Annotated in this window: 25 protein-coding genes; 13 read left to right on the top strand and 12 right to left on the bottom strand. The window is 59.8% G+C overall.

From position 1 onward, the window contains the following. Nucleotides 1-72: 72 nt before the first annotated feature. The 4 genes from rlmD to FBY10_RS15560 form a co-directional block, all read right to left on the bottom strand. On the bottom strand, nt 73-1,425 hold the full coding sequence (gene rlmD, locus FBY10_RS15545) for a 23S rRNA (uracil(1939)-C(5))-methyltransferase RlmD (RefSeq protein WP_131698621.1): 1,353 nt from the start codon (nt 1,423-1,425) through the stop codon (nt 73-75). Further along, nucleotides 1,425-2,327 carry a cysteine synthase CysM gene (gene cysM / locus FBY10_RS15550; protein ID WP_015885254.1) on the bottom strand — a complete coding sequence of 301 codons (903 nt, stop codon included), beginning with the start codon at nt 2,325-2,327 and terminating at the stop codon, nt 1,425-1,427. Before cysM ends, rlmD begins: the two co-directional genes overlap by 1 nt. 231 nt (nt 2,328-2,558) lie before the next feature. Continuing rightward, nucleotides 2,559-3,164 carry a tRNA-uridine aminocarboxypropyltransferase gene (locus FBY10_RS15555; RefSeq protein ID WP_145336989.1) on the bottom strand — a complete coding sequence of 202 codons (606 nt, stop codon included), beginning with the start codon at nt 3,162-3,164 and terminating at the stop codon, nt 2,559-2,561. A gap of 6 nt (nt 3,165-3,170) precedes the next feature. Then, complete coding sequence (locus FBY10_RS15560) at nt 3,171-4,064, bottom strand: LysR family transcriptional regulator (RefSeq protein ID WP_131698623.1); 894 nt, start codon at nt 4,062-4,064, stop codon at nt 3,171-3,173. 149 nt (nt 4,065-4,213) lie between these two features. On the opposite strand from FBY10_RS15560, the gene speB reads away from it, so the two are divergent. The 4 genes from speB to FBY10_RS15580 are packed head-to-tail and all read left to right on the top strand — an operon-like array spanning nt 4,214 to nt 8,529. Further along, a complete protein-coding gene (gene speB / locus FBY10_RS15565) occupies nt 4,214-5,164 on the top strand; it encodes an agmatinase (RefSeq protein ID WP_027603787.1) in 951 nt (316 codons plus the stop codon). Next, complete coding sequence (locus FBY10_RS15570) at nt 5,164-5,586, top strand: nuclear transport factor 2 family protein (RefSeq protein ID WP_145336990.1); 423 nt, start codon at nt 5,164-5,166, stop codon at nt 5,584-5,586. The genes speB and FBY10_RS15570 overlap by 1 nt, the downstream gene beginning before the upstream one ends. A gap of 21 nt (nt 5,587-5,607) precedes the next feature. Next, nucleotides 5,608-7,122 (top strand): cytosine permease, encoded by a 1,515-nt coding sequence (locus FBY10_RS15575; protein ID WP_131698625.1) that lies wholly within the window; start codon nt 5,608-5,610, stop codon nt 7,120-7,122. 24 nt (nt 7,123-7,146) lie between these two features. Next, complete coding sequence (locus tag FBY10_RS15580) at nt 7,147-8,529, top strand: sodium:solute symporter (RefSeq protein ID WP_145336991.1); 1,383 nt, start codon at nt 7,147-7,149, stop codon at nt 8,527-8,529. 65 nt (nt 8,530-8,594) lie between these two features. Here the strand turns inward: FBY10_RS15580 and FBY10_RS15585 are convergent, their stop codons facing one another. The 3 genes from FBY10_RS15585 to FBY10_RS15590 form a co-directional block, all read right to left on the bottom strand. Continuing rightward, on the bottom strand, nt 8,595-10,199 hold the full coding sequence (locus FBY10_RS15585) for an NAD(P)-dependent oxidoreductase (RefSeq protein WP_145336992.1): 1,605 nt from the start codon (nt 10,197-10,199) through the stop codon (nt 8,595-8,597). Nucleotides 10,200-10,674: 475 nt separating this feature from the next. Further along, on the bottom strand, nt 10,675-10,797 hold the full coding sequence (locus FBY10_RS31790) for a PA1414 family protein (protein ID WP_003193089.1): 123 nt from the start codon (nt 10,795-10,797) through the stop codon (nt 10,675-10,677). Nucleotides 10,798-10,940: 143 nt separating this feature from the next. Then, the gene (locus FBY10_RS15590) at nt 10,941-11,834 is read right to left on the bottom strand and encodes a LysR family transcriptional regulator (RefSeq protein WP_131698628.1); all 894 of its coding nucleotides are present in this window, start codon (nt 11,832-11,834) and stop codon (nt 10,941-10,943) included. Nucleotides 11,835-11,937: 103 nt separating this feature from the next. Between FBY10_RS15590 and FBY10_RS15595 the strand changes: the two genes are divergently transcribed. Further along, nucleotides 11,938-13,146: an MFS transporter gene (locus FBY10_RS15595; RefSeq protein ID WP_145336993.1), complete on the top strand. Its 1,209-nt coding sequence runs from the start codon at nt 11,938-11,940 to the stop codon at nt 13,144-13,146. Here the strand turns inward: FBY10_RS15595 and FBY10_RS15600 are convergent. From FBY10_RS15600 to FBY10_RS15610, 3 genes are all read right to left on the bottom strand, one after another. Next, nucleotides 13,058-14,500 (bottom strand): NCS1 family nucleobase:cation symporter-1, encoded by a 1,443-nt coding sequence (locus tag FBY10_RS15600; RefSeq protein ID WP_131698630.1) that lies wholly within the window; start codon nt 14,498-14,500, stop codon nt 13,058-13,060. The genes FBY10_RS15595 and FBY10_RS15600 overlap by 89 nt on opposite strands. A gap of 198 nt (nt 14,501-14,698) precedes the next feature. Beyond that, complete coding sequence (locus FBY10_RS15605) at nt 14,699-15,097, bottom strand: DUF2177 family protein (protein ID WP_131698631.1); 399 nt, start codon at nt 15,095-15,097, stop codon at nt 14,699-14,701. 112 nt (nt 15,098-15,209) lie between these two features. Then, nucleotides 15,210-16,046 (bottom strand): S1 RNA-binding domain-containing protein, encoded by an 837-nt coding sequence (locus FBY10_RS15610; protein WP_053133042.1) that lies wholly within the window; start codon nt 16,044-16,046, stop codon nt 15,210-15,212. 322 nt (nt 16,047-16,368) lie between these two features. Between FBY10_RS15610 and FBY10_RS15615 the strand changes: the two genes are divergently transcribed. The 3 genes from FBY10_RS15615 (at nt 16,369) to FBY10_RS15625 (ending at nt 18,410) form a co-directional block, all read left to right on the top strand. Further along, complete coding sequence (locus tag FBY10_RS15615) at nt 16,369-16,548, top strand: hypothetical protein (protein WP_003193095.1); 180 nt, start codon at nt 16,369-16,371, stop codon at nt 16,546-16,548. A gap of 206 nt (nt 16,549-16,754) precedes the next feature. After that, entirely contained in the window at nt 16,755-17,477 is a 723-nt protein-coding gene (locus FBY10_RS15620) for a TorF family putative porin (RefSeq protein ID WP_145336994.1), read from the top strand. Nucleotides 17,478-17,543: 66 nt separating this feature from the next. Continuing rightward, nucleotides 17,544-18,410 (top strand): DUF6279 family lipoprotein, encoded by an 867-nt coding sequence (locus FBY10_RS15625; RefSeq protein ID WP_145336995.1) that lies wholly within the window; start codon nt 17,544-17,546, stop codon nt 18,408-18,410. A 16-nt stretch (nt 18,411-18,426) separates the two neighbouring features. Here FBY10_RS15625 and FBY10_RS15630 read toward each other — a convergent pair whose 3' ends face one another. After that, a complete protein-coding gene (locus FBY10_RS15630) occupies nt 18,427-18,816 on the bottom strand; it encodes a transcriptional regulator (RefSeq protein WP_131698635.1) in 390 nt (129 codons plus the stop codon). 154 nt (nt 18,817-18,970) lie between these two features. Between FBY10_RS15630 and FBY10_RS15635 the strand changes: the two genes are divergently transcribed. Next, entirely contained in the window at nt 18,971-19,246 is a 276-nt protein-coding gene (locus FBY10_RS15635; RefSeq protein WP_131698636.1) for a hypothetical protein, read from the top strand. A 49-nt stretch (nt 19,247-19,295) separates the two neighbouring features. On the opposite strand, the gene FBY10_RS15640 is transcribed toward FBY10_RS15635, so the two are convergent. Beyond that, nucleotides 19,296-20,642 (bottom strand): DEAD/DEAH box helicase, encoded by a 1,347-nt coding sequence (locus FBY10_RS15640; RefSeq protein WP_090400172.1) that lies wholly within the window; start codon nt 20,640-20,642, stop codon nt 19,296-19,298. Between the two features lie 193 nt (nt 20,643-20,835). Here FBY10_RS15640 and FBY10_RS15645 point away from each other — a divergent pair, with 193 nt between their 5' ends. The 4 genes from FBY10_RS15645 (at nt 20,836) to FBY10_RS15660 (ending at nt 25,341) form a co-directional block, all read left to right on the top strand. Then, nucleotides 20,836-22,125, top strand: coding sequence for a mechanosensitive ion channel family protein (locus tag FBY10_RS15645; RefSeq protein WP_131698637.1), 1,290 nt, complete (start codon nt 20,836-20,838; stop codon nt 22,123-22,125). 319 nt (nt 22,126-22,444) lie between these two features. Next, nucleotides 22,445-23,824, top strand: a complete 1,380-nt coding sequence (locus tag FBY10_RS15650; RefSeq protein ID WP_256663495.1) for an iron-containing redox enzyme family protein — start codon at nt 22,445-22,447, stop codon at nt 23,822-23,824. Between the two features lie 12 nt (nt 23,825-23,836). Continuing rightward, nucleotides 23,837-24,151: a Rieske 2Fe-2S domain-containing protein gene (locus FBY10_RS15655; RefSeq protein ID WP_131698638.1), complete on the top strand. Its 315-nt coding sequence runs from the start codon at nt 23,837-23,839 to the stop codon at nt 24,149-24,151. Nucleotides 24,152-24,159: 8 nt separating this feature from the next. Continuing rightward, complete coding sequence (locus tag FBY10_RS15660; protein WP_145336996.1) at nt 24,160-25,341, top strand: MFS transporter; 1,182 nt, start codon at nt 24,160-24,162, stop codon at nt 25,339-25,341.

Raw genomic sequence — 25,341 nt, forward strand, 5'->3', positions numbered from 1 at the left:
CCTTTTTACTGCGAACTCCGTGGCAGATCATAGGCCTTGGAGAACGCAGGCCAGTCGGATTAAACGGGCATCCTAGCCCGCTTCAAATAACGCCATGGCCTCGACATGCGCTGTCTGCGGAAACATGTCGAGGATCCCGGCACGTTTTAGCCGGTAGCCTTGCTTGACCAGCTCAACCGTGTCCCGCGCCAGCGTCGCCGGGTTGCAGGACACATACACCAGGCGCTTGGCCCCCAGGGTGGCGAGCTTGCGCACAACCTCTTGGGCACCATCGCGGGGTGGGTCCAAGAGTACCGCAGAAAAGCCCTGTTTGGCCCATTCCGCGTCAGTCAAAGGCTGGGACAAATCGGCCTGAAAAAACTGCGCATTATGCAAATTATTGTTGATGGCGTTCTGCGCAGCCCGGCCCACCATGGTCTGCACACCTTCCACCGCCACCACTTCGCGCACCTGTTTCGCCAGTGGCAGGGCAAAGTTGCCCAGGCCGCAGAACAGGTCCAGCACCCGCTCATCAGGCTGCGGCGCCAGCCAGTCCAGGGCCTGGGCAACCATCGCCTCGTTGACTCCGGCGTTGACCTGGACAAAATCCCCTGGTCGGTACGCCAACTCCAAATTCCACGCGTCCAATCGGAAACCTAGTGATTGATCGGGCTCAATCGGTTCCGGCTGACCTTCCCCATGCAGCCACAGCTGGGCTTCATGGAAGCTGCAAAATTCTTTCAGGATCAGCAGGTCCGCGTCCGACAACGGCGCCATATGCCGCAGCAGCACGGCGACGGACGAGCCACTGAACAACTCCACATGCCCCAGGGCCTGAGGTTTGCTCAAGCGACGCAGCATGTTCGGCAGGCGCTGCATGATCGGTTGCAAGGCCTGTACCAGCACCGGGCAATCATCGATGGCGACGATGTCCTGGCTGGCCACGGCGCGGAAACCCACCTCGAGTTTTTTCGCCTTGGCATCCCAGCGCACGGCCACGCGGGCGCGGCGTCGGTAAGCGAATTCCGGCCCGCTCAGCGGTGCAGCCCACTCCTGCGGTTCGACACCGGCCACGCGGGACAGTTGCTCGGCGAGCATGCGCTGTTTCAGGGCAAGTTGTTCGTCATGGGGCAAGTGCTGCACGCTGCAACCACCACAGCGGCCGAAGTGCGCGCACGGTGCCGGACGACGCAGCTCGCTTGCCTTGAACACGCGTTCGGTACGGGCCTCGACCACTTTGCCGTGGGTGCCCAACACTCGCGCTTCAACCTCTTCGCCGGCCAGCGCACCGTTCACAAACCAGGTGCGGCCTTCAAAGAACACGATGCCGCGGCCGTCGTTGGCCAGGCGCTCGATGGTCAGGCGTTGCTTCTTGCCCACGGGAATCTGTGGGGCCCGGCTGCCGCCCGTCGGTTGGAAGCGCAGGCCTCTCTCGTGCTTGGCCATCAGTTGGGTTCGTCGAAAATGCCGGTCGACAAGTAACGGTCGCCTCGGTCACAGATGATCGCGACGATCACCGCGTTTTCCACTTCCTTGGACAAGCGCAACATACCCGCCACGGCACCGCCGGACGACACGCCGCAGAAGATGCCTTCTTCACGCGCCAGGCGGCGGGTGGTGTCTTCGGCTTCACGCTGGGCCATGTCGATGATGCGGTCCACGCGCGTCGCGTTGTAGATCTTCGGCAAATACTCTTCGGGCCAGCGACGAATGCCTGGGATGGCCGCACCTTCCATCGGTTGCAGGCCGACGATCTGGATCGCCGGGTTCTGCTCCTTGAGGTAGCGCGAGTTGCCCATGATCGTGCCGGTGGTGCCCATGGAGCTGACGAAATGGGTGATGGTGCCCTGGGTCTGACGCCAGATTTCCGGACCGGTGGTGGTGTAGTGCGCTTCGGGGTTGTCCCCATTGGCGAACTGGTCCAGCACCTGGCCACGGCCTTCGGCGGCCATGCGCTCAGCGAGGTCGCGGGCGCCTTCCATGCCTTCTTCCTGGGTGACCAGCACCAACTCGGCGCCATAAGCGGTCATCGCCGCCTTGCGCTCGGCGCTGCCGTTGTCGGGCATGATCAGCACCATCTTGTAACCCTTGATCGCGGCGGCCATGGCCAGGGCGATCCCGGTGTTACCGGAGGTGGCTTCGATCAGGGTGTCACCGGGCTTGATCTGCCCACGCAGCTCGGCGCGGGTGATCATCGACAGCGCCGGGCGGTCTTTTACCGAGCCGGCCGGGTTGTTCCCTTCGAGCTTGAGCAACAGGGTATTGCTGGTTTCACCCGCCATGCGTTGCAAGCGGACCAGGGGCGTGTTGCCGACGCAATCGGCGATTGTAGGGTACTGCAAGGTCATGGCGTATTCGCAATCCAGACTGCGGGGGCGAACATCATACCGGGAAAGGTCGGCGGGCCATATCACGCAAAGTGCGGTGCTTATGGCTTAAAGGAATAAGCGTAAAAGAGGGTGAGCTTGAGGGCCCCATCGGGAGCGAGCCCCCTCCCACACTGGACCGCATTCTCATGCTGGAACTCGGTCGAATGTGGGAGGGGGCTTACTCCCGATGGCCGCGCGTCGATACCCCGCCTAGCCCAAATGCCCATCGCCATGATTTTTCTGAAAGACCTCCTCCCCCATCGCCGCAATCTGCCCTTCGATCAAGGCGTCAAACGGCTTGAGCAACGGTTCAAACGACACCGGCGCCTCCAGCACCTGCAACGCCTGCACAATCGCCTCCACCGTCGACAACGCCCCTGGCCCGGGCGCCTTGCGTAATCGGTAGCGAGACACGGCGCCCTCGACCAGCGTCACTCGAGGCAGCGCCGCCAACAACGGATTGAGGTGCAGCAGTTTGCGCGCCTTGCGCCAGGTGCCGTCGGGCACCACCAGCAACAGCGGCTGATCGCCGGGGGCATAGGCTTGCAACGGCTGTGCATCGTCAGCCGGAAACAACAGCCGCGCCTGATAGCCGGGCGGGCTCAACAAGGTTGGCAGGTCATCAAAGACCTCGCCCACTACCAACTGCGCATTGTTCAACCCCAGCGCCGCCAGCCGCGCGGTGTTGAGCGCATGGTTGACCTCGCTCGGGTGCTGCAACAGCAACACGCGGGTACGGCTGTCGAGATTGGGGATCAGCGCGCACAGGCAATGGACAACAGGCCTGAGGCAGCGGGAGCATTGGGGTCGGGACATGGTTGTTCAGGCCTGATTGAGCTGGGCTTTGAGTAAATCGCGGAAGGTCTGGATCAACGGCTCGCGACTGCGGCCCCGGCGCATGATCATCGAGAACGGCGCCTGGTAGCCGAAGGTGGCGGGCAGCAATACGCGCAGGTCGCCCTTGTCGGCCCAGGCCTGGGCGTAGTGTTCGGGCAGGTAGCCGATGTAGGCACCGGAGAGCACCAGGATCAGCTGCGCCTCCATACTTTCCACGGTAGCGGCGCTGTGCTTGAAGCCGTGGCGCGCCAGTTCGGCCTGGCTCCAGTAACCGCGGCCGACCATGCGTTGCTGGGTGATCACTTGTTCAGGGATGCGACGCTCGTTGAACAACGGATGGCGGGTGCTGCAATACAACCAGTGTTGCTCGCGGTACAGCGGCATGTAGATCAGCCCGCTCATGCGATTGGAAAAGGCGCCGATGGCCAGGTCCAGGCGGTTATCCTGCACACCGAGTTGCAGTTCGTAAGGGCTCATCACCGATAAATTCAGGTGCACCGCCGGGTGCTCCAGGCTATAGGCGCCGATAACCTCGGCGAACGGCAAGGCGTTGTCGCTTACGGTGGAGTCGAGCACGCCGAGCTTGAGCGTGCCGCGTAGCTCGCCCTTGAGCGCGGCGGCGTATTGCTCGAAGCCTTCCAGCTCACCCAGCAGGCGCAGGGTTTCCTGGTGAAACAGCTCGCCTTTGCTGGTCAGGCTGAACCCACCCCGCCCGCGATGGCACAGCACCAGGCCCAACGCGCTTTCCAACTGGCTCATATAGGTGCTGATGGCCGACGTGGACAGGTTGAGTTCGTGCTGGGCGTTGGCAAAGCCCTGGTGGCGCACGACGCTGACGAAGATGCGCAGGAGTTTCAGGTCGGGCAAGGCGTTGGCCATGGTTGGCTCCGGGTATAGATCTCAGCAGTCTACCTGCGCGCTTTAGTTTAGAAAAATCTGAACTAAGTATTTGCCCCTGCCGATTCTTCCCACCACGGGCTTTTCGCAGAATCGGCCCCTGATAAACACAACAACGATGAGGCAATCCCGTGGACAAGATTTTCCACCAACCACTGGGCGGCAACGAAATGCCGCGCTTCGCCGGCATCGCCACCATGATGCGTCTTCCCCACTTGCAATCGGCCAAGGGCCTGGATGCGGCCTTTATCGGCGTGCCCCTGGACATCGGCACCTCGCTGCGTGCCGGCACCCGCTTCGGGCCGCGTGAAATCCGCGCCGAGTCGGTGATGATCCGCCCCTACAACATGGCCACCGGCGCCGCGCCATTCGACTCGCTGTCAGTAGCGGATATTGGCGACGTTGCGATCAACACCTTCAACCTGCTGGACGCCGTGCGCATCATCGAAGAGGCCTACGATGAGATTCTCGAGCACAACGTGATCCCGATGACTTTGGGCGGCGACCACACCATTACCTTGCCGATCCTGCGGGCGATCCACAAGAAACACGGCAAGGTAGGGCTGGTGCACATCGATGCCCACGCCGACGTCAACGACCATATGTTCGGCGAGAAAATCGCCCACGGCACCACCTTCCGCCGCGCCGTGGAAGAAGGCCTGCTTGATTGCGACCGCGTGGTGCAGATCGGCCTGCGCGCCCAGGGCTACACCGCCGAGGACTTTAACTGGAGCCGCAAACAGGGCTTCCGTGTGGTGCAGGCCGAAGAATGCTGGCACCACTCCCTCGCGCCACTGATGGCCGAGGTGCGGGAAAAAGTCGGCGGCGGCCCGGTGTACCTGAGCTTCGATATCGACGGCATCGACCCGGCCTGGGCGCCCGGCACCGGCACCCCGGAAATTGGCGGGCTGACCACCATCCAGGCGATCGAAATCATCCGTGGCTGCCAGGGCCTCGACCTGGTTGGTTGCGATCTGGTAGAAGTTTCGCCGCCCTACGACACCACCGGCAACACCTCGCTGCTGGGCGCCAACCTGCTGTACGAGATGCTCTGCGTACTGCCTGGCGTGGCGCACCGTTGATGAGCGTGCCGCAGGTATTGAAAGCCGCCGCCGACCTGGTGTCGGCGTTTGCGCGCAACGACCGCGCCGCCTACTTCGGCGCGTTCACGGCCGATGCCAGCTTTGTGTTTTACACCCTCCCCCAGCCGCTGCTCAGTCGCGATGCCTACCAGGCGTTGTGGGACAGCTGGCGTCGGGATGAAGGGTTCGAGGTGCTGTCCTGCACCTCGAGCAACGCCGTGGTCAGCCTGCAGGGTGACGTGGCGATATTTATTCATGACGTGGCCACCGAGCTGCGCATGAACGGGGAGCAATTTTTCAGCCAGGAACGCGAGACCATTGTCTTCAAACGCCAAGGATCTCGCACAGAACAACAAGAAGGCCTGTGGCTGGCCTGTCACGAACATTTGTCCGCTATGCCGGAAGGGCTGCCGCCCCCTTAGCCACTGTGATCGGAGCTGATCATGAATAATAAAAACAACGATAAAAGTATTCGCAAAATAGAAACCAACGGGGTCGAACAGATCCCGGACAACGAGCGTACGGCCACCCCCAAGGATCTGTTCCGCCTGATCTTCGGCGGCGCCAATACCTTTGCCACCGCTGTGCTAGGTTCCTTTCCGGTGTTGTTCGGCCTGTCGTTCCAGGCTGGCGTCTGGGCGATTGTACTGGGTGTGCTGGTGGGTGCGTTGATCCTCGCCCCCATGGGCCTGTTCGGGCCAATCAATGGCACCAACAACGCGGTGTCTTCCGGTGCGCACTTCGGCGTGCACGGGCGGATTGTCGGTTCGTTTCTGTCACTGCTGACGGCGATTGCCTTCTTCTCACTGTCGGTGTGGAGTTCAGGCGATGCGCTGGTCGGCGGTGCGAAACGGCTGATCGGCCTGCCGGAAACCGACCTGACCCTGGGCCTGGCCTACGGCGTATTCGCCATGCTTGTCCTGACGGTATGCATCTACGGCTTTCGCTTTATGCTGTGGGTCAACCGCATTGCGGTCTGGGCGGCAAGCCTGCTGTTTCTGTTGGGCATCTTCGCGTTCGCGCCGACCTTCGACAGCCACTTCGCCGGCACCGTAGCCCTGGGCCAGACCGGCTTCTGGGCGGCCTTTATCGGCGCGGCGCTGGTGGCCATGAGCAACCCGATTTCCTTCGGGGCGTTCCTGGGTGACTGGTCACGTTATATCCCGCGTGAGACGCCGAAAATGCGCATCATGCTGGCGGTGGTCCTGGCACAAATCGCCACCTTGATCCCGTTCTTGTTCGGCCTGGCCACCGCGACCATCGTGGCGATCAAGGCGCCGGACTACATCGCGGCCAACAACTACGTCGGCGGCTTGCTGGCGGTGGCACCCGCCTGGTTCTTCCTGCCGGTGTGCCTGATCGCAGTGATTGGCGGCATGTCCACCGGCACCACCTCGCTGTATGGCACCGGCTTGGATATGTCCAGCGTGTTCCCGCGCCTGCTGTCGCGGGTCAAGGCCACGCTGCTGATCGGGGTGATGTCGATTGCCTTCATCTTTATCGGACGTTTCGCCGCCAACCTGGTGCAGAGCGTATCGACCTTCGCCGTGCTGATCATCACCTGCACCACGCCGTGGATGGTGATGATGATCATCGGCCTGATCGTACGTCGCGGCTTCTACTGCCCGGATGACCTGCAGGTCTTCACCCGTGGTGAAACCGGCGGCCGCTACTGGTTCAGCCATGGCTGGAACTGGCGCGGGCTGGGGGCCTGGATTCCGAGCGCGCTGGTGGGCCTGTGCTTTGTCAACTTGCCGGGACAGTTTGTCGGGCCGCTGGGCAACCTGGCGAACGGCATCGATATCAGCCTGCCGGTGACGCTGGGGTTGGCGTCGGTGGTGTACCTGACGTTACTGCGTGTGTTCCCGGAGCCGGCTTCGGTGTATGGCCCCAATAGTCCGCTTCGCAGCCCTGCGGGAGCAAGCTCCGCTCCCACAACAAGTTCGCCTGTTACCTAAAACAATAATCGGAGACCCGCCGTCATGGCTTTGGATTTATTCGTCGTACTCATCTACGCCGCCGGCATGCTCGCGCTCGGCTATTACGGCATGCGCCGCGCCAAGACCCACGAAGACTACCTGGTGGCCGGTCGGAACCTGGGCCCGTCGCTGTACATGGGCACTATGGCCGCCACGGTACTGGGGGGGGCATCCACCGTCGGTACTGTGCGCCTGGGTTACGTGCATGGCATCTCCGGCTTCTGGCTGTGTGCCGCGCTGGGCATGGGGATCATCGCGCTGAACCTGTTCCTGGCCAAGCCGCTGTTGAAGCTGAAAATCTTCACCGTCACCCAGGTGCTGGAAAAGCGCTACAACCCCATGGCCCGCCAAGCGAGTGCGGTGATCATGCTGGCCTACGCGCTGATGATCGGCGTGACCTCGATCCTGGCCATCGGCACGGTGCTGCAAGTGCTGTTCGGCCTGCCGTTCTGGATCTCGGTGTTGCTGGGCGGTGGTGTGGTGGTGGTCTACTCGACCATCGGCGGCATGTGGTCGTTGACCCTCACTGACATCGTGCAGTTCGTGATCAAGACCGTCGGCCTGATGTTTATCCTGCTGCCCATCTGCCTGTACCGCGTCGGCGGCTGGGATGAGCTGGTGGCCAAGCTGCCGGCATCGAGCTTCAGCTTCACCGCGATCGGCTGGGACACGATCATTACCTACTTCATGATCTACTTCTTCGGCATCCTGATCGGCCAGGACATCTGGCAGCGAGTGTTCACCGCCCGTGACGAAAAGGTTGCCAAGTACGCAGGCACTTTCGCCGGTTTCTACTGCATCCTCTACGGCCTGGCCTGTGCACTGATCGGCATGGCGGCCCATGTACTGATTCCGGACCTGGATAACGTCAACAACGCGTTTGCGGCCATCGTCAAAGTCTCGCTGCCAGACGGGATTCGTGGCCTGGTGATCGCTGCGGCACTGGCGGCGATGATGTCCACCGCCAGCGCCGGCTTGCTCGCCGCCTCCACCGTATTGACCGAAGACCTGCTGCCACGTTTGCGCGGCGGTAAACAATCGAGCCTGGCAATCAACCGCCTGTTCACCCTGCTGACCGGTATCGTCGTGCTGGGCATCGCATTGGTGGTCAATGACGTGATCAGCGCCCTGACCCTGGCCTACAACCTGCTGGTGGGTGGCATGCTGATCCCGCTGATCGGCGCGATCTTCTGGAAGCGGGCGACCACGCCGGGCGCAATCACGTCCATGACCCTGGGCTTCGTGACGGCGCTGGTGTTCATGTTCAAGGATGGGTTGGATGCGAACACGCCGATCTACTACAGCCTGGCGGTGGCGCTGGTGAGTTTTGTGCTGGTGAGTGTGTTGTCACGCCGGCCACAGGCGCAGGTGGCTCGGACGGTGTAAGAAATAGGGGGTTTAGAGCGGTTTTTTCAGCGGGTGCGACGTCGGATGTCGCACCCGTTTTTTCATTAATACCGTGCCGAACCTGCAGACGCCTTTGCCTGGATGATCTCCTGGACCAATGAAGCCCACACCAATCCCTGCGTCGTCCCCCCGGCATATGTGCCTCCGGCGGCAATGCGGTTGTAGGCGGAGCAATAGACTATCGACAGTCCATCCGTTTCCTCTGCTCCCATGGGCGTGACGACGAAGTGCTCTCTGCTCATATCAGCAATTTGGGTTGGGCTCAGATACTGGGGCATGAACTGAACCCCAGAACGCTGCAAAAGCGTGACTATCTCATCCATCAAGTGCGCAAACCCCAGGTCGTCGCCCGATGCGTCAATCGATGGATTGTCAGCCAGAAACTTTTCAAACAGCTCAATGCCTGCGCGATTGCACTCTACGGCCAAGTACTGATTTCCAGGCGTTAGATAATCGTTACTCAGCGGCTTTGCAGTCGTCTCCGTGGCTGACAGATGGCGCATGTTCACCTGCTTATGACTGGCTCCATCGCTCTGCTGATGTCCTCCGTAGACCGAGACCTGATAGTTGGCCAGGCGCAACATCACGGCTTGAAGCAGGCCGTTGATACCTCTGCCAATTATCGACACGCGCGGCGCGCCAGCATCTGCCTGTTGCGCGGGGATCGTCAATGAGTGGGCAAGTTTGCGCCTGACCAGGCAGCGCAAGGCGGTCAGGCTCAGTTGAATTGAGACGGCATAGTCAAGGTCGCCATGGCAGGCTTCAGTCATTGCCGCCTGGGTTGTAAGGGGCGCAGGTTTACGCCACTTGGAGACACTGCAGCCGAGTGCCTGCGCGCGCCCCCGAAATGCATCGAGTGTCCCAGGCCCGTAGTCCAATACAAGCTGGATACCTTCAGCCGTTGCCAGGGCCCGCAACGCGTCGTCGCTGAAGACATCCGGCTTGGCGACGCAGACCAGGCGAGCTTGCGTGTGCAGGCACTGAATGAGGGCCTGATCAATGCGATGGGTGGACTCATCATTCAGGGATAAACAGATAGCGACAGTACGAGCCCCCTCCAGCACCTCGTGCCAGTCCAGACCAAAGGACACTCGACTGTCGGAACAGGCTTTGCCGAGAGTGTCCGGCCTCGGACCCTGTCGATCCAATACCTTGATCCGAACCTCAGGATCCCGATCAAGCAACACCTTGACCAGCTCTCTGCCCACGTTGCCGTATCCCAGTACACAGATGTCACGGGGCAGGGAGCCATCGGCGAGTGTCAGCCAGCGTGCCATATAGGCGGCAACATGCGGCGCGTTGACCCCCGGCGTATTGACCACGCGGATGTCGTTGGAACCGCAAAGGTCCATTCGCACCTTATCCAGGCTCGTACCTCTGCGGATCAAATGGAGCTCGCCAAACGGGTGGGATATGCGCCATTGGGCGATGACGTCGGCATCGATCGCCTGGTCCCCGACAATGATCGCCGATGGACTCAGGAGACCGATCTGTATGAGCAGATCGTGTTTGGTCAATGTCGGGGGAAAGAACACTACATTGCTGGGTGCGTGAGCCTTCCAGGCTCTCGACACCGGTGCGAGATGCAGGATATTTCCGGTTATGGCGATAAGGGACGCGGCGACTGGCGGAATGGAAGAGAGCCTCATAGCTGTGTCTCCAGCAATTCTGACTGACTAATGCCTCGCAGAGAGCCATTCAATGAAGGGTGGGGCGTTATTAAAATGCCCTTGAGGAACTCAACCTACGCTCATCGTTTGAATTGAATAAGCCAGCCGTTTCTGATGAACAAGTAGCCTGATTCCGACACTTGAAAGTCAAAAGCCTGACTGACCTGCATAGATTCGGACTACTCCCCGTGTCACAGAGGAACAACAGACATCTCCTGGAAGCAGACGCTTCCATCGGAACGATTGTTCAGATCACCTGAGGCGAGTGAGTGTTGTGGAGTGAGGGGGTTATCGCGAGGGGTGACTCGGGCGGCGGGAGATAGGACTGGTGCAAAACAAACTGTGAGAGCGGGCTCGCCCGCGAAAGCGCTGGATCAGTCAATCATTCCGTTAACTGACACACCGCATTCGCGAGCAAGCCCGCTCCCACCTTTAATCCTGCTTCGACCGGAGATTATCTGCGGCGAGGACGACGCTGCTCGTCATCGGTACGAATGGGCACCGGTTGCAGCGGTGGCTCGATCAGGCCCAGCGCAACGCCGAGGTCGTGGAGCCAGTTTTGAATTTTCTCTTTCATGGTTTGCCCCCTTTGAGGGTAATGCTGGTAGGCGCAAGTTCTGTCGCCTTTTCCTACACTGATAGTAGCCCTAAGTCCTACGTATTGCTTGAACGAAACCACAACGAACTATTACTGAATTGGTCCAAATCCTGACGGATCGTTCAAGCAATCGCACGTGCGTCTTGCAGGACCTCGGCCCTGCCCTCTTGCTGCAGGTCGATCCATGCATTGAGGTTAGCGCCGAGCATACCCTTTCGCCACATCAGCCAGGTGGTCGCAGTGGCAAAATGCCCTGTCAGCGGATGAACGGACACGCTGTCCTTGCCCGGCAAGCTGTCGAGCATGGATTCGGCCATCAGCGCCACGCCAGAACCGGCGATGACACAGGCAAGCATGCCTTGATAAGACTCGATCTCAATCGCTCGCCCCATGGCGACGTGCTCGTGGGAAAACCAGGTTTCCAGGCGCGTGCGATAGGCGCAACTGCGGCGGAAAGTGAACACCGAACGGCCCGCAACGTCCTGTGGCCCGCGCACCGGCGGATGGTCGGCTTCGCATATGAGCACCAGGCGCTCTTCGCACAGGGCTACACCGTCCAACGAGGCGATAGTGATGGGCCCGTCCACAAAAGCAGCATCCAGGCGCCCGGTAATTAACCCTTCGAGCAATTCACCGCTGGGCGCCGATTGCACCTGCAAGTTAACCATCGGGTACGCCTTGTGATAACGCGCCAACAACTTCGGCAAATGCACCGCCGCCGTGCTGTACATGCTGCCCAGTACAAAATCGCCGGCCGGTTGCCCGCCTTGCACGGCGCCATGGGCTTCATCGTGCAGCGCCAGCAGACGGGTGCTGTAGTCCAGCAATACCTTGCCTGCCGGAGAAAGCTGCAAGCGCTGGCGTTCGCGCACAAACAACTCCACGCCCAGCTGTTCTTCCATCTGCTTGAGCCGGGTCGACAAGTTCGACGGTACTCGATGCAGGCGCTCGGCAGCGCGGGTGATGGAGCCCTCTTCCGCGACGGCCTGGAAAATCCGCAATTGACTGAATTCCACACCTTTCTCCAAAACTGAACAAGTTGCTCACTATTATTCATTTTTACAGAAAGTCAATCCGCTTTAGCCTGACGGTATTCGCTTACCAGCAGGACACCTGACCATGTCACCCCCGATCCGCTTACTCGCCAGCTTTATCGCCCTGATGATGGCCATGGGCATCGGCCGCTTCGCCCTCACCCCGCAAATGCCCCACTTGCTCAGTGAAGGACAGATCGACCTGACCGGCGCCGGACTGATCGCGGCGGCCAATTACCTGGGCTACTTCGTGGGCGCAGTGGATTCGATTTTTGCGCGCAGCCATCACCATGTGCGGGGTCGCCTGTATGGCGGGCTATGGTTGTGCGTGTTGCTGACCCTGGCGTCGTACTGGGCCCATGGGTTCTGGCCGCACTTGCTGCTGCGTTTCGGAACCGGCGTTGCGAGTGCCTGGGCACTGGTGATGATCACCAGCCTGAGCCAGCCGCTGGCGATTGCCGCCGGGCGTGCACGCCTGGGTGCCCTGGTGTTTGCCGGGCCGGGGCTGGGGATTGTGCTGACCGGGTTACTCGCGCTGGGCTCCAACCTGTTGGACCAGAGCTCTGCAACGTTGTGGCTGATCTATGGTGGGGTGGCGCTGGTGATGCTACTGGTAATCTTGCCCTTCCTGCCCCAGCCGTCCGCCGTTACTGCGCCTGTGGCAAGCCACGCCGACACGGCCAGCAACGGCAGCACTACCCACCTGTGCTGGATCTATGTGTTGTTCGGCCTGGGCTACATCATTCCGGCGACGTTCCTGTCACAAATGGCCAGCGCGCAATTCAAGGGCGCCTGGCAGGCCGATCTGTTCTGGCCCTGCTTTGGTTTGGCGGCGGCGATTGGCGTGGTGGTCGCAAGCCTGCGTCCCAAGGACCCGGACACCACCCGTCGCTGGCTGATGACTACGTTGTGGCTGCAAGCGGCCGGCGTATTCGCCTGCCTGCTGGGTAACGGTTGGGGGCTGGCGCTGGGGGTGTTGCTGTGCGGCGCGCCATTCCTGGCCTGCATGCAGTTGGTGATGGCGCGCCTGCGGGAGATTGCGCCCCACGGCTATCAGCGCAACACCGGGCTGTTGACCGCCAGCTTTGCCATCGGCCAATTGAGTGGACCGTTGCTGGCGTCGGTGAGCAGCCACCTGAGCGGTGGCCTGCAACCCGCGCTGGTGATCGCCGGTGCAGGCCTGTTAGCGGCAGGAGGGGTGTTGGTCAGCCCGCGACCAACGGTGCCGGCGCGCGAACCTGCTCTCGCCGCGCCAACACCAGGAAAAACAGCCCACCCAGGAAGCAACCGGTAAACCAGGCAAAGTTAGCCATGCCCTGCAACGCCGGCGTGAAGGTGATCGCGACACCCACCAGTGTCGCAGGCACCAACGCCTTGACCGCCGTCCAGTTCACACCGCCATCGAAGTAGTAGCGCCCGCTCGGGCTGTCATCGAACAGCGCGTCCACGTCGATCTTCTGCTTTTTGATCAGGTAGAAGTCCACCAGCAAAATCCCGAACAACGGGCCGATAAAGGCCGCGAGAATATCCAGGGTGTAGTGGATCATCAGCGGGTTATTGAACAGGTTCCACGGGGTGATGAAGATCGAAGCCACGGCGGCGATCATGCCGCCGGCGCGCCAGCTGATTTTGCTCGGTGCGACGTTGGCGAAGTCGAACGCCGGGGAAACGAAGTTGGCGACAATGTTGATGCCAATGGTGGCCGTGACAAAGGCAAAAGCGCCGAGCAGCACCGCCATGCTGTTATCAATACGCGAGACGGTCGCGATCGGGTCATGGAGCATTTCACCAAACACCGGCAAGGTGCCCGAGACGATGACCACGGTCACCAGGGAAAACGCCAGGAAGTTCACCGGCAGGCCCCAAAAGTTGCCGCGCCGCACATCCTGCATACTGCGGCAGTAACGGCTGAAATCACCGAAATTCAGGGTCGGCCCGGAAAAGTACGACACCACCAGCGCCGTCGCCACGATCACCTGACCGACCGCCTGCCAACCCGACAGGGATTTTTCCGACAGGGTAAAACTGATATTCGCCCACCCTGCCTTCCACACGATCCAGCCGGCCAGGGCAAACATCACCGCGTAGACCACCGGCCCCGCCCAATCGATAAAGCGGCGAATGGACTCCATGCCGGCCCAGAACACGGCCGCCTGCAGCACCCATAAACTGAGGAAACCAAACCAGCCCAAGTAAGACAGGCCAGCAAAATGCGGCTCTGCATACACCGCCATCTGTGGAAAAAAGCGCAGTACCACAATGATCAAGGCACTCGACGCCAGGTAGGTCTGAATTCCGTACCAAGCCACCGCAATCAGGCCGCGAATCACCGCGGGAATGTTCGCGCCGAACACACCAAACGCCAACCGGCAGATCACTGGATAGGGCACGGCGGCCTGCTGGCTGGGCTTGGCCACCAGGTTGGCAATCAATTGCACGATGCAAATGCCTGCCAGCAAGGCAATCAACACCTGCCAACTGGCCAGCCCCAGGGCGAACAGACTGGCGGCGAACACATAGCCACCCACGCTGTGCACGTCACTCATCCAGAAGGCAAAGATGTTGTACCAGGTCCACTTTTGCGGCAATGGGCCCAGGTCCTGGTTGTAAAGGCGTGGGCTATAGCCTTTGGGCAATTGTTCGATCATCGCTGGGCTCCTCGTAATACCGGCCTGCGCTTCCGTCACGGGGTGCATACGGGAGGCGGCCTGGTTTGTATACGATATAGTCAGCAGAATACGTGCCAATAGAACACAATCCCTCTGCAACGGCGTTCCAAATGGGTATACGGAGGTTTAGTAACGAGGATTGCGCTCAGCAACGGTGCAGATCAATCCTGTACACAATCATCGGTGCACCCGATGTGCACACAAGTACCCGACCGTGCAGCACGCTGCTGTGAGGAAGGTGCCCCAGGCCATGTCCATCATCGCCAATCCGCTAGACCAGCCTTGCAGCGTGGCCCAGTTGCTCAGGTCGTAGGTGCCGTAGGCCACCAGGCCCAGCAACGCACCCAGTCGGGCTGCGCGTTGCCAGCTGGCGCTGGGCAAGACCACGAACACCACGCAACCGAGGACATACAAGAGATAAAACAGCACGGCAGGCAACAGGCGAGGCTGATCAAGCATCAGCGGGCCCAGCAGGGATTTGTAGGTCGGGCCCATGAGGACACCGAGCCAGAGGCCGTCGAGGATCAGGAAGGCAAGCAAGGTGCCGAGGTAGGCGAAGACAGACTTCTTGGGCATTGATGCAGCCTCTGCAGGAGCGAGCTTGCTCGCGAAAACATTCCAGGCGCATCACGGTGTCGGATGTACCTTTTTCGCGAGCAAGCTCGCTCCTACAGAGAGCAAAGCGCACTCAGCTTAGTTCAATGCGATCCGCGTGAATCACGATCTGGCCCTGCTTGTAGAGCGCACCAATGGCCTTCTTGAAGTTGCCTTTGCTCACGCCAAACAAGTTGCTGATCACCGCCGGGTCACTCTTGTCGCTGACCGGCAAACTGCCGTTGTTTTCACGCAACTTGGCGAGGATCTTCGAGTTGAGGCTGGAGGCCGCTTCCTGGCCAACCGGTTGCAGGCTCAGGCTGATGTTGCCATCGGCGCGGATCTCTTTGATAAAGCCTTTCTCTTCCTTGCCCGGGCGCAGGAACTTGAACACTTCGTTCTTGTGGATCAGGCCCCAGTGCTTGTTGTTGATGATCGCCTTGAAGCCCATGTCGGTGGCTTCGGCGACCAGCAGGTCGACTTCCTGGCCCACGACGTAGTTGGCCGGCGTCTTGTCCAGGTAGCGGTCAAGGCGCGCGGTGGCGGTAATACGCTTGGTGTGTTTGTCGAGATAGACATGCACCACGCAGTATTCACCGGCGGTCATCTGACGTTTTTCTTCCGAGTACGGGAGCAACAGATCCTTTGGCAAACCCCAGTCGAGGAACACGCCAATGCTGTTGACTTCCACGACTTTCAAACTGGCAAATTCGCCAACTTGAACTTTCGGTTTTTCGGTAGTGGCGATAAGTTTGTCATCGCTGTCCAGATAAATGAAAACGTTAAGCCAATCTTCATCTTCACTGGGAATATCCTTGGGGATATACCGATTAGGCAAGAGGATTTCGCCATCTTGCGCACCATCGAGGTACAAACCAAAGTTAGTGTGTTTAACCACTTGCAAGCTGTTGTAGCGCCCGACTAAAGCCATTTCCAATACCCTCATTGCGTGGGCGGCATTCTACCCGAGTTGCGCCTGCCACGCGCGCGCGCCTGAAAAATCGCGGGTTTACCTGGCGTTCCAGTGGCACCGCCCCGCTCGTCCGATCATTCGGCTGAATTTTGCCACGCCACCCGTGCCGGCTCAGCCCGTGGTTTCGAGTTAAAACAGGAAGTTAGGGGCTAATTTCAAAGATAAACTTTGGCTGTTTTCAGCCGCTGCTTTTATTCCCGGGGGATATTTACCAAGCAATTGTCAAGTATTTCCTGTACGATGCCTGGCCAAGTTAATTTTCTACAGGTTAGTGGCCGCCATGCGTGTAAAAGCATCCAACAGCAAAGCAAAGCCAGCTCCCGCCGTTGAAACCAGCGAATCGATCAACAGCCAGATTGCTGCTTTCCTCAAGTCCGGTGGCGAAATCCAGCAAATTGCCAAGGGCGTGAGCGGCCAGACTTTCGGCCCGTCCAAGCAGATCAGCCTGGGTAAAAAGTAATACCGCGCAGCACATCTGGTCCCTAAGCGTCTTACCTTCAAGGCGCTAGGACTAGAGCCCGAAATACCCTCTCGCATCACCTTCAGAACGTGCAAATCGACGAACGGGCCTCACCTCCTGAGATTCGCCGGTATGCTTGCACACGTCTAGCACGGGCATCTGCCCTATTTCTCCGTTACTGCTCCTCGCTTTTCATGGAGTGAAGCATGCTTAAACGCTGCATTTTCGTGGCCAGTATCCTGGCGGCCAGCCCTCTCGCCGAAGCGCAGATTTTCCAGCGTGAACTGGGCGACTTCGACCTGAAATTGGGCACCACCCCCAGCCGCAGCATGGCCCAAGGCCTGGTCAAGCCGACCTCGCCGGGCAGTGACTCATTTCATGGCGGGCTGGACCTGAGTCATGACAGCGGCCTGTACTTTGGCCAGTTTTCTCCGAACATGGGCCTGTCGCCGGCCAGCACTCTTGAAGTCGATTCGTATATGGGATTCAAGCACCCTTTCGACCGGACACTGGGCTACGAAGTCGGTCTGATCCACTACAGCTACCCCAAGCTCAGCCCCCTCGACAGCCAGGAGCTCTACGGCGGCCTCAACCTGCTGGGCAATCGCTTCGGCGCTTCCTTCAGCAACGACCCGGACCGCCAGGACAGCACCCTGTTCGCCGACCTCAGCGGCACCCAGCCCTTCGGCATCGGCGTCAGTATGAAATACACCACCCATCAACTGGGCACCCCGACCTCAGTGGAGGGGGGGTCCATCAGCAGCTTCAGCGACTGGTCGATACAGTTCTCCCGCGCCTGGAAGGGCATCGACCTGGACCTGATCTACAGCGATTCCAGCCTCAGCGGCGGCGATTGCGCGGCCTATTCCGGACACAATTCGCAATGCGATGGCCTGTTGACCTTGAAGGCGATGCGGTCGTTTTATTGATGGGCTGAACTGTCGCGTGCGCCGCGGGTTCACATGCATTAACTCCCTCTGCGCAAGGACACGCCCATGCTGCATCGGCTCAAACTGCTGGTGGTATTCCTGACCCTGAGCCTGGTGCTCGCGGGCTGCAACCGCGTGGGCCTGGCCTATCGCAACCTGGACGTGATCATCCCCTGGACCCTCAACGACTACTTGGACATGAATGCCGGGCAGAAGAGCTGGTTCAACGACACACTCAAGGAACACCTGGCCTGGCACTGCACCACACAATTGCCGGGTTACCTCGACTGGCTCGACCGTCTGCAAGCAATGGTCGAGAGCAACCAGGTCACCGATGCAGCGCTGCAAACCCGCACGGTTGAGGCCAAGCAGGCAATTGCCGAAGTGGCGCGGGAAATCACACCGTCGGCGATCGAATTGTTACAAGGGCTGGATGACCAACAGGTCAACGACATGAACGATGCTCTGGCCAAGGACCTGCGCAAACGCCAGGACGACTATCTCAAGCCGCCGCTGGCCAAGCAGATCCAGGACCGCGCCGAGCGCATGAACAAGCGCCTGAATGCGTGGATGGGGCCGCTGAGCGATAGCCAGAAAAACCGGGTGATGGCCTGGTCCATCAGCCTGGGCGGGCAGAACGAGCAGTGGATCGGCAACCGTGCCCACTGGCAGGCACAATTCATCGACGCCGTGCAGCAGCGCCACGACACCGACTTCCCGCAGAAGATGCAGCAATTGCTGGTAGACCGCGAAAGCCTGTGGACACCGGAGTACCGCGCCGCTTATGCACAGACCGAAGCCGCTGCGCGCAGTCTGATCGTCGACTTGATGGCCGAAAGTACCGTACAGCAGCGCCTGAAATTAACGCAGAAAATCGACGGCGTACGCAGCGACTTCAAAGCACTTAAATGCCTCAAGGCCGCTGCGAATTAATGTGGGAGGTGCCCGCTCAGGCAATCTGCGCCTTCGAAGCCACTTCGGAAAAAGTCGCGGGGTCCAACGCATCCGCCTGCTCATCCAGCACCTGACGGGGGTGATCATTGCCCGGGATGGAGCTGTCGATCAGCGCCAATAGCTGCGCACCCAGTGCGGTCAGAATGAAATTCTCACCATTGCCGCCTTCTTCCTCAGGCCGCGACTCGATAAACCCACGCTTGAACAACAGCGCCTCGTAATCGGCAGCCGTCTTTTTCAACGCATCCAGATTGCCCGTGGATTCGCCCGCCGTGGCCTTCTCGGCCGCTTCCTGCTCGGCGTATTTGCGCGGGGCAAAACTGCCTTCGCCGTTCTGCACTTCGTGCAGCAGACGTTCGATCAGATCCCAATTGTAAGTCGTCATCCTGATTCCTCCTGCAGGCCTAAGGAAAGTAGCCTGCCTGTAGGAGTGACCCTGCGCGCCTGTGGCCGTTCAGACCAAGCGACGGACGTCATTTCTCTGAACTTTCCAGACGTTCACCACCTCAACTGAGCATCACCGCCAAGGAGGTCCGATCATGAAAACCCTGAAAAACCTGGCCATCGCCGCCACGCTGCTCACCGCCCTGCCCGCCTGGGCCTGCACCCCGGAAGAGGCCACCGCCAAGCGCGAGCAGTTGGCCCAGGAAGTGGCCAAACTCACTGAGCAGAACCCGACCAAGGCCAAGGAGATGAACGACGAGCTGCAGAAGATGGACCTGGATACTGAAAGCGCAGAGTTCCCCGACAAGTGCCAGTTGATCGACGCCCGGCTCAAGGAATTGAAAGAAGCTGCCGCCAAAGCGAAAAACTGAGGTTATAAAAAAACCGGACAACGTCCGGTTTTTTCACATCCCTCAAGCCTTACTCGGCAGCGGGTGCTTCTGGCTTGCGACGCTTGAGCGGCGCCATACCATCCTTGCTGACGAGCGAGAGGTTGTCGGTCTTCGGCCGGTTGGCGATCTTGCGCTTGGTCGGCGACTTGGCACCGGCCTTTTTCTTGTCGCCCTTGGCGTCGGTCTTTTTCTTCTTCACGCCAACCGCCTTGCCCGACGCCTTGACCTTTTTCGGCCCGGTGTAGGTGCCTTTGACCTCCTTGATGGTGCGGCGCTCGAACGACTGCTTGAGGTAGCGCTCGATGCTCGACATCAGGTTCCAGTCGCCGTGGCAGATCAGCGAAATCGCCAGGCCATCGTTGCCGGCACGCCCGGTACGGCCGATACGGTGCACGTACTCGTCGCCGCTGCGTGGCATGTCGAAGTTGATGACCATGTCCAGGCCGTCCACGTCCAGGCCGCGCGCGGCAACGTCGGTGGCGACCAGGATCTTCACGCCGCCAGCCTTGAGGCGGTCGATGGCCAGTTTACGGTCCTTCTGGTCTTTCTCGCCGTGCAGCACGAACGCCTTGTAGTCCTGGGCCACCAGACGACCGTATATGCGGTCTGCGGCAGCGCGGGTGTTGGTGAACACGATGGCCTTCTGATAGGTCTCGTTGGCCAGCAGCCAGTTGAGGATCTGTTCCTTGTGCACGTTGTGGTCAGCGGTGACGATCTGCTGGCGCGTGGTGGCGTTCAGGTCGCTGACGTTGTTGACCTGCAGGTGCTCAGGATTGTTCAGGACCTTGGCGACCATGTCACGCAGGGTCGAACCGCCGGTGGTAGCGGAGAACAGCATGGTCTGCTGGCGATTCACGCATTCAGCCACCAGGCGCTGCACGTCGTCGGCAAAGCCCATGTCGAGCATGCGGTCGGCTTCGTCGAGTACCAGCACTTCGACTTCCTTGAGGTCAAGGTTGCCAGCGTTGAGTTGCTCGATCATGCGACCCGGCGTACCGATCAGAATGTCCGGCACCTTGCGCAGCATGGCGGCCTGGACCTTGAAGTCTTCGCCACCGGTGATCAGGCCGGACTTGATGAAGGTGAACTGCGAAAAGCGCTCGACTTCCTTCAAGGTCTGCTGGGCCAGCTCGCGGGTTGGCAGCAGGATCAGGGTCTTGATGCTGACGCGGACTTTGGCCGGGCCGATCAGGCGATTGAGAATCGGCAGGACGAAAGCGGCGGTCTTGCCACTCCCGGTTTGAGCCGTCACCCGCAGGTCACGCCCTTCGAGCGCGAGCGGGATGGCCGCTGCTTGCACAGGCGTAGGCTCGACAAATTTCAGCTCGGCCACGGCTTTGAGCAGGCGTTCGTGCAGGGCGAATTGGGAAAACACGGGTGCTACCTCGAAGAAATACAAAAAATCAGCTGCATAGGGTACCGGTTTCGGGCGTCCAAACCGAGTGTCTTTACGCGAACGGCGCTAATCAGTTGCTTTTTTGTCAGAGTATTTGTCCACGGCATCAACTTTGTTGCACTTAAATGCTCTAATCGCGCCGTCTTGTCTTACAGAAGAATCGGTCTCATCCATGGATATCAAACAGCTCTGGCTCAACGTCCAAGACCTTTGGGGCACCCTCGACGAACACCCGCTGCTGCATGCCAGCCTCGGTTTCCTGGTGTTGCTGGTGGTGGCCCTGCTGCTCGGGCGCGTGGCCCGTTACCTGATCCTCCACGCCGTCAAATTGCTCGGCCGGCAACCGGCGCTGCACTGGCTCAACGACCTGCGGCACAACAAAGTCTTCCATCGCCTGGCGCAGATGACGCCCTCGCTGGTGATCCAGTTCGGCCTGTACCTGGTGCCCGCCCTGAGCAAGACCGCGATCCTGTTTATCGGCAACGTGGCCCTGGCATTGACCATCTTGTTCCTGGTGCTGGCCCTGAGCGCGCTGCTCAACGCCCTGCTGGACATCTACGCCCGCACCGAACACGCGCGTACCCGCTCGATCAAAGGTTATGTGCAGTTGGCGAAAATGGTGCTGTTCGTGTTTGGCGCGATCATCATCGTCGCCACATTGATTGACCGTTCACCACTGTTGCTGCTGTCAGGCCTGGGCGCCATGTCGGCAGTGATCCTGTTGGTCTACAAGGACACCCTGCTGTCGTTCGTCGCCAGCGTGCAGCTCACCAGCAACGACATGCTGCGCGTCGGCGACTGGATCGAAATGCCCCAGGTCGGCGCTGACGGCGATGTGGTGGACATCACCCTGCACACGGTCAAGGTGCAGAACTTCGACAAGACCATCGTCTCCATCCCGACCTGGCGCCTGATGTCCGAGTCGTTCAAGAACTGGCGCGGCATGCAGGCCTCCGGTGGGCGACGCATCAAGCGCAGCCTGTTTATCGATGCCAGCGGCGTGCGCTTCCTGCGTGACGATGAAGAAGTGCGCATGACCCAAGTGCACCTGCTCACCGACTACATCGGGCGCAAGCAGGCCGAACTCAAGGCCTGGAACGAAGCCCAGGGTCACAGCGCGCAACTGTCGGCCAACCGCCGGCGCATGACCAACCTCGGCACCTTCCGCGCGTATGCCCTGGCCTACCTCAAAAGCCATCCGGACATCCAGCCGAACATGACCTGCATGGTGCGCCAGATGCAAACCACCGCCGAGGGCGTGCCGCTCGAGATCTACTGCTTCACACGCACCACCGTATGGGCCGATTACGAGCGGATCCAGGGGGATATCTTCGACTACCTGCTGGCCGTATTGCCGGAGTTCGGACTGAACCTGTACCAGCAACCCAGCGGCACCGATCTGCGCACCGGGATACTGGCGCTGGCACACAATACCCGAACCGCGGAAACCCCGGAGTACTGACAACAATACCGGCGAGGGGCTGGCAAGCGCCTCGCCGGAAGGTGCTAGAAGCGTTGGAACGGTATTGATCCAATACACCACTGATAAGGCGGCAAGTTCACGTGCAACTTGAGCCACCGCTGACGCCCCCCCACAATAAAAGCTGGCAACTATGTGTAGCCGCTGCTGCCGATTATTCAACCGACTTACCCCATAAAGAAAATTCTTCCTATACCTTTAGTGAATTTCACTACTTGCGCGCACTATTTCTAATCTGTTTTAAAAAAAACCAACGCCTTAGCATCTGGCCATCAAACAACGCCAGCAAAAGGCCCACCTCATGTTATGGACAACTCAGCTTTCCGATAATGCAGCAGACTTTGTATTAAGCTCGAATGCCGAAGCATTGACCCAATATTGTGGTGCTGGCGCCTTTGCTCAACCCCGCGACTTTTATACCCAAAGCCCCTACCAGCGACCTTCGCGGCCGCAGGACGTAACCGATTCAATCATCACCACCTGCCTGACCAGCGACCAGCTTTCAAACAGTCAGCATCTATTGGCGCAACGGTTGTTATTGAATATCTACGAACAAGACCTGGTCTTCTTGCCCAAGCCGCCATTGGAACTGGACTTCAAGGCGTTCAAGCGCTTCTATGATCCGCAGCATGCGGCCAGTGGCAAAAAGATCCGCCCGTTGCTGGAACACTACCTGTACAACTGGCTCAAGGAAGAAGTGCATATCAACGGCCCTTGGTGCCTGGACTCTTTTATCGCCCACACCGATAAAGTATTGGATGACGTCGCCCAGTCCGAATCCAAACTCCATGAAGTGCTGACCACCAGCCGCCACCCCGAACGTGCCGCCAGGTTTTTCATGACGCAATGCGCAGGAGACTTCCTCAGTGAAGCGTCGGCCATGGCCCGCAACGTGCTGGGTAACAGCGGCGTCTACACCAGCGAATTATTCAAGATCCTGATCGACGAGTACGGCTACGGCGTCGACAAAAAGAAACACAGCACTATTTTTGAAGACATGCTCCAGGACATGGGCATGTCCCATCACGTGCACCATTACTGGCAGTTCTATACCCCGGCGTCGCTGTCGCTGACCAACTACTTCCACTACGTATCGGCCAACCATGGCGAGCTGTTCCGCTATATCGGCGCCATGTACTACACCGAAGCCACATTGGCCCTGACGACCAAGCACCAGTCACGCGCGATCAAGACCATCTTCAACGGCAGCGTCTCCACGGACTATTTCGATGAGCATGCCCACATCGATGTGCACCACGGAAGAATGGCCCTCCAGCGCCTGATCATTCCCATGATCAAGCAGTTCGGCACCAAGATCATCCCCGACCTTATTCGCGGCTTTGAAGAGTTCAGGCTGCTTCAGGACATCGCCGACGAAGAGTTGTATGCCCATATCAAATGGCATGACGCGTTCGATGAGCATCGGGCACAGGCAGCGGCGCTCCAGGGCCACAAACCCGTGGACCTGAGGATTACCGAGCCTGAACACGAGTTGTCGGTGCTGCATACCCACCCGAATGACGAACTGTTCTGGGTCGAATCAGGCGAGCTGGAGTTTGTCGCCAGCCCCGAACTGACAGTGCGCCTCAAGGCCGGCGAAGGCGTGGTGATTCCCAAGGGAATGCTGCATGGCACCCGCATCACCAGCCCGTCATGCACGTACACCGTCACCGCCATCTGAGTGGGCAACCCAATGAAAGCCATCAGCCTGAATCTCAACCACGCCAACTATGTGGCCGTGGAGGAAAGAACCTACTTTCTCAAACGTCATGCGTATTCGACGCAATTGCTGCCCACCGCGTGCCCCCATCGTGGCGGCCCGCTGCATATGGGCGAAGTGACAGGCGACGGCCAAAGTGTGATCTGTCCCTGGCACGACAACGCCTACAAGGTCTGCAACCTGGAAAAGAAGGCGCTGCCCACTGTGCGCGTCAGAAACCAGATAAGCACCGTCGTCGGCGACACCGAGCGCTGTGTGCCGCTGCTTAAAATCTCCCGTTACGACTGATGAAGCCCATGAATACTAAATCGACACTGACCGCGTTCTATTCAATCGTGACCCTCTTCACCGGCCTCGACATGGCGATTGTCATCGCGATGGTCTGGTTCGGCCTGGAGACCACCGGCTCGACATTCCTGGTCGGCGCCACCTTGTGCGTGGCGACTGTAGTGCCGTATTTATGCGAGCAGTACATCGGCCGGTTCTTTACCATTGAACTCAGCCTGAAACGGCTGCTGTACATTCGCCTGGCGGCCTTCGCCGCGGTACTGGGGCTGTCGTTTACCCAGGCCGCCCTGCTACCGATCGGCTTCCTGGCCATCGCGTTCGTGGTGGGCGTCACCGACTACTTCACCATCAGCACCCTGGAATCGAAAAATACCAAGCTGGTGCTGGCCGGCCTCACCGACAGCGATACCTGCGCGCGGTTGATGCAAACCTCCATACAGATCGGTGCCTTCGGCGGTGCGCTCCTGGGCGGGTTGATCGTGGATGTGTTTTCGGTCAACCAGACGCTGCAGATCATCAGCCTGGCGGCGATTCTCTCGCTCGCGGCCATCCTCCTGGTGGCCGACAACCCCAACGAGCACGCCGCCGAACAGGCCACAGGGCCCTCCACTGCGCGTCCGCTGGACCTGCCGCGCAACCTCTACATCCTGATCATCGTGTTGAGCATGATCGGTTTCCATATCGGCGCGTTCAACAGCCTGGTGCCCATCGTTTTTCAAAAGCTCAATGAGTGGAATGCCACCCTGTTTGGCGTCGCCAGTGGCCTGGCAGGCCTGGGCGCCTTCAGCGCCGCCGTGTTGCCGCGCATCAAGCTCAACAGCTACGGGGCCATCGCGCTGGTGATACTGGCGGACGTGGCAATCGTCTACTTCCAGAACCTCTACGTGATGATGGCCGCGGCCTTCCTGCTGGGTTTTTGCATCAACAGCCTGCGGATCCAGTTGCGTAAAACCCTGATCGAGTCGGCGCCCAACGCCCGGGTAGCTGACGTGATCGCGGCCAAAAGTTCGCTCTACTACCTGCTGGTCAGTGGCTCGGCACCTATGATCCTGACGTTCTTCACCACCTCCGGATTTCTCGGACTCGAAGGCGCCCGCCTGTTGATGGTCGTCTCCGCCGGCCTGTTGGCCACCGCCGTACTGGCGTGGAACCTGACCCCGGCCGCCGCGCCCACCGCCACCACGGAATAA

The sequence above is a fragment of the Pseudomonas sp. SJZ103 genome (assembly GCF_007828335.1).
Taxonomy (GTDB): Bacteria; Pseudomonadota; Gammaproteobacteria; order Pseudomonadales; family Pseudomonadaceae; genus Aquipseudomonas.

Excerpts from the sequence above, each read along its gene's own strand:
- rlmD (WP_131698621.1), bottom strand. The coding sequence starts at position 1,425 with ATGGCCAAGCACGAGAGAGGCCTGCGCTTCCAACCGACGGGCGGCAGC.
- cysM (WP_015885254.1), bottom strand. The coding sequence starts at position 2,327 with ATGACCTTGCAGTACCCTACAATCGCCGATTGCGTCGGCAACACGCCC.
- FBY10_RS15555 (WP_145336989.1), bottom strand. The coding sequence starts at position 3,164 with ATGTCCCGACCCCAATGCTCCCGCTGCCTCAGGCCTGTTGTCCATTGC.
- FBY10_RS15560 (WP_131698623.1), bottom strand. The coding sequence starts at position 4,064 with ATGGCCAACGCCTTGCCCGACCTGAAACTCCTGCGCATCTTCGTCAGC.
- FBY10_RS15570 (WP_145336990.1), top strand. The coding sequence starts at position 5,164 with ATGAGCGTGCCGCAGGTATTGAAAGCCGCCGCCGACCTGGTGTCGGCG.
- FBY10_RS15575 (WP_131698625.1), top strand. The coding sequence starts at position 5,608 with ATGAATAATAAAAACAACGATAAAAGTATTCGCAAAATAGAAACCAAC.
- FBY10_RS15580 (WP_145336991.1), top strand. The coding sequence starts at position 7,147 with ATGGCTTTGGATTTATTCGTCGTACTCATCTACGCCGCCGGCATGCTC.
- FBY10_RS15585 (WP_145336992.1), bottom strand. The coding sequence starts at position 10,199 with ATGAGGCTCTCTTCCATTCCGCCAGTCGCCGCGTCCCTTATCGCCATA.
- FBY10_RS31790 (WP_003193089.1), bottom strand. The coding sequence starts at position 10,797 with ATGAAAGAGAAAATTCAAAACTGGCTCCACGACCTCGGCGTTGCGCTG.
- FBY10_RS15595 (WP_145336993.1), top strand. The coding sequence starts at position 11,938 with ATGTCACCCCCGATCCGCTTACTCGCCAGCTTTATCGCCCTGATGATG.
- FBY10_RS15600 (WP_131698630.1), bottom strand. The coding sequence starts at position 14,500 with ATGATCGAACAATTGCCCAAAGGCTATAGCCCACGCCTTTACAACCAG.
- FBY10_RS15605 (WP_131698631.1), bottom strand. The coding sequence starts at position 15,097 with ATGCCCAAGAAGTCTGTCTTCGCCTACCTCGGCACCTTGCTTGCCTTC.
- FBY10_RS15610 (WP_053133042.1), bottom strand. The coding sequence starts at position 16,046 with ATGGCTTTAGTCGGGCGCTACAACAGCTTGCAAGTGGTTAAACACACT.
- FBY10_RS15615 (WP_003193095.1), top strand. The coding sequence starts at position 16,369 with ATGCGTGTAAAAGCATCCAACAGCAAAGCAAAGCCAGCTCCCGCCGTT.
- FBY10_RS15620 (WP_145336994.1), top strand. The coding sequence starts at position 16,755 with ATGCTTAAACGCTGCATTTTCGTGGCCAGTATCCTGGCGGCCAGCCCT.
- FBY10_RS15625 (WP_145336995.1), top strand. The coding sequence starts at position 17,544 with ATGCTGCATCGGCTCAAACTGCTGGTGGTATTCCTGACCCTGAGCCTG.
- FBY10_RS15630 (WP_131698635.1), bottom strand. The coding sequence starts at position 18,816 with ATGACGACTTACAATTGGGATCTGATCGAACGTCTGCTGCACGAAGTG.
- FBY10_RS15635 (WP_131698636.1), top strand. The coding sequence starts at position 18,971 with ATGAAAACCCTGAAAAACCTGGCCATCGCCGCCACGCTGCTCACCGCC.
- FBY10_RS15645 (WP_131698637.1), top strand. The coding sequence starts at position 20,836 with ATGGATATCAAACAGCTCTGGCTCAACGTCCAAGACCTTTGGGGCACC.
- FBY10_RS15650 (WP_256663495.1), top strand. The coding sequence starts at position 22,445 with ATGTTATGGACAACTCAGCTTTCCGATAATGCAGCAGACTTTGTATTA.
- FBY10_RS15655 (WP_131698638.1), top strand. The coding sequence starts at position 23,837 with ATGAAAGCCATCAGCCTGAATCTCAACCACGCCAACTATGTGGCCGTG.
- FBY10_RS15660 (WP_145336996.1), top strand. The coding sequence starts at position 24,160 with ATGAATACTAAATCGACACTGACCGCGTTCTATTCAATCGTGACCCTC.